At 61.3% G+C, this 8343-nt stretch carries 5 protein-coding genes; 1 reads left to right on the forward strand and 4 read right to left on the reverse strand.

Going from position 1 to position 8343, the window contains the following annotated elements; all coding sequences use genetic code 11:
• Nucleotides 1-213: 213 nt before the first annotated feature.
• From HQL63_15050 to HQL63_15065, 4 genes are all read right to left on the reverse strand, one after another.
• Entirely contained in the window at nt 214-3750 is a 3537-nt protein-coding gene (locus tag HQL63_15050) for a hypothetical protein (GenBank protein MBF0178142.1), read from the reverse strand.
• A gap of 265 nt (nt 3751-4015) precedes the next feature.
• Nucleotides 4016-4267 carry a PDZ domain-containing protein gene (locus HQL63_15055; protein ID MBF0178143.1) on the reverse strand — a complete coding sequence of 84 codons (252 nt, stop codon included), beginning with the start codon at nt 4265-4267 and terminating at the stop codon, nt 4016-4018.
• A 4-nt stretch (nt 4268-4271) separates the two neighbouring features.
• Nucleotides 4272-6161 (reverse strand): trypsin-like peptidase domain-containing protein, encoded by a 1890-nt coding sequence (locus HQL63_15060; GenBank protein ID MBF0178144.1) that lies wholly within the window; start codon nt 6159-6161, stop codon nt 4272-4274.
• Nucleotides 6158-6412, reverse strand: coding sequence for a hypothetical protein (locus HQL63_15065; protein MBF0178145.1), 255 nt, complete (start codon nt 6410-6412; stop codon nt 6158-6160). Before HQL63_15065 ends, HQL63_15060 begins: the two co-directional genes overlap by 4 nt.
• A gap of 268 nt (nt 6413-6680) precedes the next feature.
• Here HQL63_15065 and HQL63_15070 point away from each other — a divergent pair, with 268 nt between their 5' ends.
• The gene (locus HQL63_15070; GenBank protein MBF0178146.1) at nt 6681-8153 is read left to right on the forward strand and encodes a cobalamin-dependent protein; all 1473 of its coding nucleotides are present in this window, start codon (nt 6681-6683) and stop codon (nt 8151-8153) included.
• Nucleotides 8154-8343: the final 190 nt, after the last annotated feature.

Raw genomic sequence — 8343 nt, forward strand, 5'->3', positions numbered from 1 at the left:
TCCCCAGATCAATACCGACAAAAAGCTGTTTATCACTGTTCTTCTGGGCTTGCATGGCCTCTCCTCGTCGCCAAACCTATCCGGACATCAGACGCACACGCAGGGCGCAACGACCTTCGTTTCCTGTCCCATCCCGGAGTTGCGCCCCGTATCGTTTTGCAGGTTTCCTCTGATTCCGGGACAGGTCGGATGGCAGAGCGTTGATGTCAGTTGTCAATGACTTTGATGCGAACCGGACTTGAATTCACGAACCTTGCCGAACAGCCAGCCGGCTCCCTTGACGACACTCTCCACACCATCCCCCATGAGGTTGGCAAAACCGGTCCCCAGGTCTTCTACCAGGACGGCTTCAACGGGCTTGGTGGCGGTCTTCGGCGGCGCAACGCGCTCAGTCTCAGGCCCCTCCCACTCAGACTCCTCCCGGGCGGCGACGGCGGCCATTGGTGGCGGGGCAGGCGCAACCACCTCTTCAACCGCAGGTGGCGCGGCAAGCACAACCACCTCTTCAACCGCTGCTGACGCGGCAGGTGCAACCACCTCTTCGACCGCAGGTGCCGGGGCAGATGCAACCTCCTCTTCGACCGCAGCCGACGCGGCAGGGGGAATCGCCCTGGATTCGGCCCGCCTGGGCGCGGTTTCAACCGGACGGTCGACAACAGATTGAACCCGGGAAAAATTCTGCTCGGAGGGGGCGACATCCGAAGAGTCGACCGGGACGGCACGGGTCACTTCCGCCATGTCATTGACACTCGTTTCCACCACAGACTCACGCGCTTGGGAATCAGCCATATCCTTATCCTTGTCCTTATCCACGATTTTACCGGGTTCAGCGGGAAGGGCCGACACAACTTCCCGAGTGGCGTCGCCAGCGTCGCCATTGGTTTTTACGCTGCCGCCCTGTGTCAGGGTTCGTTCCTGTCCTGTTTTGACCTTGACCATACCTTCCTCTCCAGATGGGTACGCACTATGCGTTGATTTCATCTGCAAATCAAGGACCGATACCGACGGCGCCGCCGGTATGGTAAACGCTTGACCGATCGGTGTGGCATGACGCAGAATATTTTGTATATCCTCTATTTTTTGAGGTTCACTTAAATTTTCCAAATCACGCCAGTGAGGGGTTGTTGCCGGGATGGTGGCGTGCAACAAGGCAGCAAGCGTGGTATCGGGAGTTTCCGGGGCCGCCGTCGAGAAGCTGGCCGGGTCACCGGCGGCAGGAACCGATGCAGGCGGAGGCGCTGCATGCCAGGTCGGAACAGGGTCGATATTGCGGAAAAGGTTTTGGTGCGAAACATTCTGTCCAAACATGCGCTGCCGTACCACATCGCTCCACCGGCCTCTCTTCTTGAGCAGGGGAGCAGGGCGTGTGACGGAGAGCCCCGGGCGCGGGGGACGGCCACCAGCCCAGGTGGGGGTTAAAAATAGGGGTTGTCCAGAGTTGTCCAGGATTCCTTCCACGTGAAACCTGGGCATGAACGCTGTTTCACACCCCCGGGTGGAGCTTGGCGAAGCTGAAGGAGGATCTTTTCTTTCCGACGCGGCTGGACCGGCCCGAAGAGCAGAGGAGGGAACCTGGGAGCGGGGCGCTCCCGGCGCTGCCTCATGGGCCCAAAGGGCGCCAAAGGGGCCGGTCAGGAAGGTCTCGGCGTAGAGGGTTGGCCAACCGTGGGTCAGGAAGGGAACACCCGGTCCCTTGAAGAGATTTTCCCGGCGTTTGATCTCCACGGATGCCGGTGTGGCAAAATGGCCTTTCCAGAAAGTCTCCTCCAGGGCCAAACCCCAAACCGTCTGGGAAGGTGCGTAACCTCCGATAAAACCGCCTAATTTGTGAATTGATTCCGGAATTTGGGAGAGGGAGCGCTTCCGGTAGGCGAGCCTGGAGGTGGCGGATGGGGCTCTGTTGGTTTTTGAGTGGGCGCCCGCCTCTTGTTTGGTGTGGACCTGGTCGGAAGGCAGCGGATCGGAAAGATCCTCCATGGCCTGGGGTTCCGGGAGGTTCTCCAACACCCGGTCCGGTTGCAGCAGCTCGGCGGGTGCCGGGGATGGCGTCGAGCCATCCGGTTGTTGGGCCGCAGTGGGTGCCGGAAAGGGAGCGGTCTGATCCTTCCATGCCGTTTTTCCCGAGGCCACGTCGGGCGACCCCACGTTGGCCACGCCAGGGGTCAAGCCGACGGGTTCCACCTCGGCGGCCATCCAGGGCATGGCACGTCCCGGCAGATTGACAACCGAGGTGACGATTCGCAACTCCCCGGCGGTTATGGCCGTAGGTTGCGGGATGGCCAGGGGGAGTGGCATGGGCGTGGGGAGGGGAGTGACGACCGGAAGATGGGTCACCCACTGGACAGTTGCAGCGGGGCTGGCATCCGCGACGGGGGGGGACTCCATGGCCGCAGCGGGGTCGCAGGTTCGGGTTTGCAGATGCTGGATCAACCCGGCAAAATCCGGCTTGCCTCCACCGGTTACGGGAGCGGCCAAGTCAGGGGGACCGGCTACCGGAAAAGTCTCCAGGGGTTTTGTTTCGCCTCTTGGCTTGGGGGAGGGCTCCGTCACGGGCAGGGGGGAGTCCTCTTTCTCTTTCCAGACCTCCTGGCGCACCACGCGCAGGAGGGGCCGCCTGGAAAATCCTTCTCTTCCAACGGTTTTTTGCCGCGGCATTTCCGGAGGCATCGGCAGTGGCGGGTTTTGCCACATGTTTCCGGTCAAGGCACCGCCCGGGGCGAGCACCCCGGTGCGCCGTAATTCGACGGAGGAGGCCATGGGCGTGGGATGAAAAACAGGTTCCCTTTCCCGGGTTTCGACCAGGGAGAGCAACTGTAGTTCTTGTCGGACCTCACCCGCCATGTCCGGCATGGACCAGGGAACGACTTGGGCAGACGGGGACGTTCTGCGGTGGCCTTTACGGACCGGAACAGCCACCGATTCCGGCCTGGACCATGAGGCGGTGGATCCGTTCAGGGGGTGAGGTTTTTCCTCCAGATGGGGGCGCAATCGGGCGGGATCGGGCAGGGTGCGGCCTTTCTCATCGGGCGCCAATCTCCGGGCCCTGGGTGGCGAAATCTCCGGTGTGGCCACCTCGGGGGCAACCGCTGGGGCTGTTCGGGCTCCGCCTCTGGTGCTCCGGCCTCGGCCTGGTTTTTTGCCCATCAAGGCAAGCAGAACGGGATTGGTCACTTCGGGCAGCAGAGGGGTGGGCGACTCTTCCATGGACAGGGCAGCATCGGCCCCTCCCGGGGTGTCGGTCGCGGTGGCGTCGATTGAAAGAGGAGAGGGCATTTCCGGCATGGTCGCCGGAAGAGCGGACTCGAAAACTTCCGCAGGAGCGGAAGCTGGCGCCAAGTGGAATGGCGCGACGGGATTTTCCACAGCTCCGGAAATTTCCGCAGAGGCGGAAGCTGGTGCCAAGTGGGATGGCGCGACGGGATCTTCCACAGCCGCAGCGGATGCCTCGAACACCGCAGAATACCCGGGTGGGGGCGAATGCTCCTCGTTGGGTTGGGCATGGGTTTCCGGCGAAGGTGCAGTAACCGGCATGGGAGACTCCTGAGCAGAAGGAACAGCATGTGCGGGCATGGTCACGGCAGAGGTCGATGTCGGCGCAGCTGCTGCGGTCGCGGGCGCATCCGACCCGCCTGGTTGGAAAAGTTCGCGCCGTTGCCGGGATAACTCGGCCAACTCGTTGGCAGCGGCTCGGAAGGCGGCTATTCCGCGCAGGCGCTCGGACGGGGTTTGTTCTTTCGGATGTGTTGGCATATCCCTTCTCGTGACTCCAAGGAGTTCCGATTCAGCCACCAAAAAAGTCTTGTACCCAGCAACCATTCAGCGTGGCGAGCCCTGACAAACCGGCAACGAATCCGGGTCCAGGGGGCTGGCTCCCTGGCTTAGTCCAGGGCAGCGTCCTGGTGGGGTTCGGGGCGAAGCCCTGACAAAGGCTTTCATGTCCAAGCTTTTTTTAAAAATGTGCCGAACAGTTATGCACGCCAAAGTTTTTCCAACAAGGGTGCTGAAGAGTGATCTGTTATTGCAGTTTGGCAAACAGCCGTGTTCCATTGCGTTCGATTTCGACAAGCATCCATTGTCGACCTGCCGCCGCCTTGATGGCCTGATCCAGGGCGGCAGCGTCCGGGGTGGGTATGCCGTTGATCGCCAGGATGACATCTCCGACGTGGAAGCCTGCCAGCGCAGCCGGTGATCCGGATGTCACCTCTTTGACTGTTCCACCGCGTGCTCCGAGAGAGCCGGGCCGGGTGGGCGTGAACTCCGCTCCCATCCATTCAAACTCGGCGGGAGGGGGAGTGGGGGGCTTGGCCGTAGCTGTGCCGGGGGGGGGATGTTGGCGACAAACCCGGTGTGGGTGGTGGCAGAGGGGCTGTTTCCCACGGCTGGGCGCCTACGGGGGAGGTCAAGGCCACACTCCAGGCTTGGGGTTGCTGGGGGGTGGCTGCTCCCGGGGTGCGGGGAGGGATATGCAGATAGACCGGACGGCGGCTGGAGCCATTGGCCACGGCGAGGCGCACCTCCTCTCCCGGTTTGGCATGCGCGAGCCTTTGCTCCAGGATACTGGGACTTTCTGCCCAGCGTCCTTCCACTTTGTGGATCACATCGCCGGCGCGCAAACCTGCCTGGTCGGCCATCGATCCAGGCTGCACGGCCTCCACCATCAATCCCTTGGGGGCGGGGAGTTGTTGCTGGCGGATTCTCTGGAGATTCAGCACGGTCACGGTCAGCCCGAACTGGGTTGCGAGGCGTTGACTGGCCAGGAGCTCTTCCTGTGTTCCGGCGTCGTTGGGCGGAGAGGGTACTCCATCGCCCGGAGGGATGCTCAGGGCGCCGCCATCCGTGCCATTGGCGGCAGCCATGCCCGGATAGACGCCGACCGCGCCGCTCGGATCGAACACATACCTGGCATCGACGCGCTTGCGGTGCAGAATGCCGTTTGCTCCCGGAGGGCCGCCTGAAAAGGCGGACTGGTTGTAAGCGGCAGGCAGGGCGCCAGGCGGTGTGGACAGAATTTCGTGGCAATTGACACAGGGCCCCCGGTCGCCGTGGGGCATGACGGCGTTGGCCTGGATGGGCGGGGGAGGTCGGGCTGCGACATGCGCACCGCCGCCCGCTCCCGTCCATTTGGGCAGGTTTGGAGTCACTGTCGGCAGGCGCAGGGTTTCTTCCAAAAATTCCCGCACCGTGTTGGCGGGGACGGCAAAGCCAACACCGGCAAAGGCGTTGGTGGTGGTATAGATGGCCGTATTGATGCCGATGACATAACCACGGCCATCGACCAGAGGACCACCCGAGTTGCCCCTATTGATGGCCGCGTCGGTCTGGATCAGCCCGCGATGCATGTTGCCGCCGATGTTGATCGCCTTGCGCTTGCCGGAGACAATCCCCTGGCTCACGGTTTGATCGAGCCCGAACGGCGTGCCGATGGCGATGACCGGATCACCCACGTTGACCAGCGTACTGTCGCCGAAGGCAACAGGTTGCAGAGGGGTTTCCGGATCCACCTTGAGCAACGCAAGGTCGCGTTGGGCATCCAGGGTGACGACCTCGGCAGGCAACACCAGGTTGCTTCCCTGGGCATTGAACAGGGTCACGTAGACGTGCTTGGATTTTTCCACTACATGGAAATTGGAGAGGATATAACCATCCTCGGTGACCACGACGCCGGAGCCGATGCTCTCGGTGGTCACGCCGCTGAAGGGATCGGCGTACTGGAGACCGGGATCCCGGGTGGTGGTGCCGGGTGCAGGGGGTGTGTTGGGCGCAGGGGCCGCAGGAGAGAGGACGTTCTCCGGCAGGCGGGTGCTGGTGGCACTGACATTGACCACGCTGGGCAGCAGGGCGCGGGCCACGGCGGCAAAACGGGTCGGGGTGCGGGTCTGCACGGGTGTTGCGACACCGGTCGGGAGTTCCGGCGTTGTCCCGGTCATCTCCAGCGGGCTCACCGCAGCGACCGGTATTGCCACGGGACCGATCAGCCCGGCACCGGGGGGTGTGGCCGCCTGTTTTGTGCGCACTCCGCCCGATCGGACAGCATAAAACCCGCCCGGCGTGTGCTGATCCCACCAGAACGTGCCCACCAAAAGCACGATGGCGATTGCCCCCACCATGAAGAGGTATTTCAGGAAGCCGCGCCCGCAGTTCGGATCCTGCTCCGGGGTCATTCCAGTCCACTCTCCGGCTTGGATGACGGGGGGGGGTCACTCAACTCTTCAGTGTCTGGATCCATCTCCGAAACGGGTGCGGCGTTGACCTCCCGCATGCGGGTTACGCCGGCTCCCAGGGCGACAAAGCCAAAAAGAACCAGGATGAGTGGAATCAGGCCCCGCAAAAACTCAACCATGGACCACCACCAGGCGGACAAACCCCAAAGGCCCAGCGAGATGGCCACCAACCCGATTATGATGCTCGGCATGATCCGATTTTTCCTCTTCGCAAAAACATTCATCGCTCCCCCGGGATCCTGCTACGGCAAGACTCTTCGCCCCACCGAAGCCAACCCCGAAAACACACCTCCGAGGGCACACTCTACCCGTATATCACAGGAACTTCCAGGAGTTTTTGACATGTTTGCCATTCATCCATCCAGGCAGTATGGTGGGGGATGGCGGCAGGAGGCACGGTTGGTGCAGCCTTCGATCCACCGACCCACCTTTTCGGTCCAAGAATCGGGAAAAACGACGATGAATATCCTACTTCTGGCCACCCCTTTCAACGATGCCTGGGTCAATGAACATCCGGCGGCCAACACCGGTTATCCCATGGGGATACCTTATATCCACGCCGTTCTGGAAAACCTGGGCCACAAGGTTACCTCGCTGCCCTTGAACCACATGGCGGCGGATGTTGCCGACCAACTCATCCAGCAGGCCCTGGAACAGTGCCGACCTGATGTGGTCGGTTTCAACATTCTGAGCGACGGTCGCACGACGGCTTTTGTTTGGATCAGGCGGATACAACGGGATTATCCCCACATCCGCATTCTTGCGGGGGGGGTGCATGCCACCACCATGCGGGAACAGGTGGTGCGTCATTTTCCCCGAGTGGTGGTCGTGGTGGGCGAGGGTGAGGAAACGGTGCCCGAGTTGCTCTCCGTGCTGGAACGGAACGGCTCTCTGGAACAGGTGGCCGGTATCGCCTACTGGGATGGTCAACGCCATGTCGAAACGCCGTCGCGTCCCCTGATTCAGGATCTGGACCGGCTTCCCTTTCCCAAACATGATATTTTTTTCACCCCATCCCGGTTTCAGGGGAGTGGCCGCACCTGTGCCTACATGTTGACCAGCCGGGGCTGTCCTTTCCGTTGTTCTTTCTGCGTGTTGGATAAAATGACCAACCGTCAGGTCCGTTATCGGTCGGTGGCGCATGTCATGGCCGAAATCGTCGATCTGAAAACCCGGTATCCGGGGTTGCAGCGCATCTGGTTCAACGACGATCAGTTTTTTTTAAAAAATTCCCGGGTCATCGAACTGTGTACCGAAATCATCCGCCTGAACCTGGGGTTGAGATTTATCTGCTCGGCCCGTTTCAAGCCCATCTCCGCCGAGATGCTGGCCGTCATGGAGAGAGCCGGTTTCGAGCAGCTCTATTTCGGCCTGGAAAGCGGGTCGCAAAAAGTGCTGGATCTGGCGCAAAAATCCTTGAAGCAAAGCGAAGTGCTGCATGCCATCGAGTTGTTGAAACACTCCAGGATGAATGTTTCTCTCTTCCTGATCGTTGGTTTGCAGGGAGAGAGTGCGGAGACCATCCAGGAGTCCATCGATTTTATCCAATCCCTGCAAAAAATCCGGTATATCGAGTTTGGCGACAGCGCCATCCTGATGACCTATCCAGCCACCCGGGTCTATGATCTGGCCAGGGAGGCCGGCCAGATCCATGACGACTATTGGCTGGGTGATGGTCCAACCCCCTACTTTACTGTGGAACACCCTGTGGAGGTGCTACAGGATTTGCGTGCAAAACTCCTGAATGGGGTTGCCTTGAACCGGTTTCTCACCTGGCAGGGTTTTCGCCAGCAGGTACACATGGTTCCTTATATCATCCGCACCATGTACCGGTGCGGATACAATCCACTGCCCACCTTGGCCGGCATGATTCGCGGCCAATGGCCGGGAGTCTACCGTGTCCTGCATGGCATTTACCGACGCCTGCCTTGAATTTGGGGAACGCACCTCCCCACCTGCCTGTCCAATGGGTAACGCCCCGGCGCCTCAGGGCAGAGACCAGAATTGCTTTTTGGTATCCGGGTCCAGGGGGCTGGCTCCCTGGCGGGTCAAGGGCAGCGCCCTTGAGGGTCAAGGGCAGCGCCCTTGCGGGTCAAGGGCAGCGCCCTTGCGGGGTCCGGGG

The organism is Magnetococcales bacterium (genome assembly GCA_015231175.1).
In the GTDB taxonomy this organism is placed as follows: Bacteria; Pseudomonadota; Magnetococcia; order Magnetococcales; family DC0425bin3; genus HA3dbin3.

Coding starts and splice junctions, on each gene's coding strand:
- HQL63_15050 (MBF0178142.1), bottom strand. CDS start 3,750: ATGCCAACACATCCGAAAGAACAAACCCCGTCCGAGCGCCTGCGCGGA.
- HQL63_15070 (MBF0178146.1), top strand. CDS start 6,681: ATGAATATCCTACTTCTGGCCACCCCTTTCAACGATGCCTGGGTCAAT.
- HQL63_15065 (MBF0178145.1), bottom strand. CDS start 6,412: ATGCCGAGCATCATAATCGGGTTGGTGGCCATCTCGCTGGGCCTTTGG.
- HQL63_15060 (MBF0178144.1), bottom strand. CDS start 6,161: ATGACCCCGGAGCAGGATCCGAACTGCGGGCGCGGCTTCCTGAAATAC.
- HQL63_15055 (MBF0178143.1), bottom strand. CDS start 4,267: ATGGGAGCGGAGTTCACGCCCACCCGGCCCGGCTCTCTCGGAGCACGC.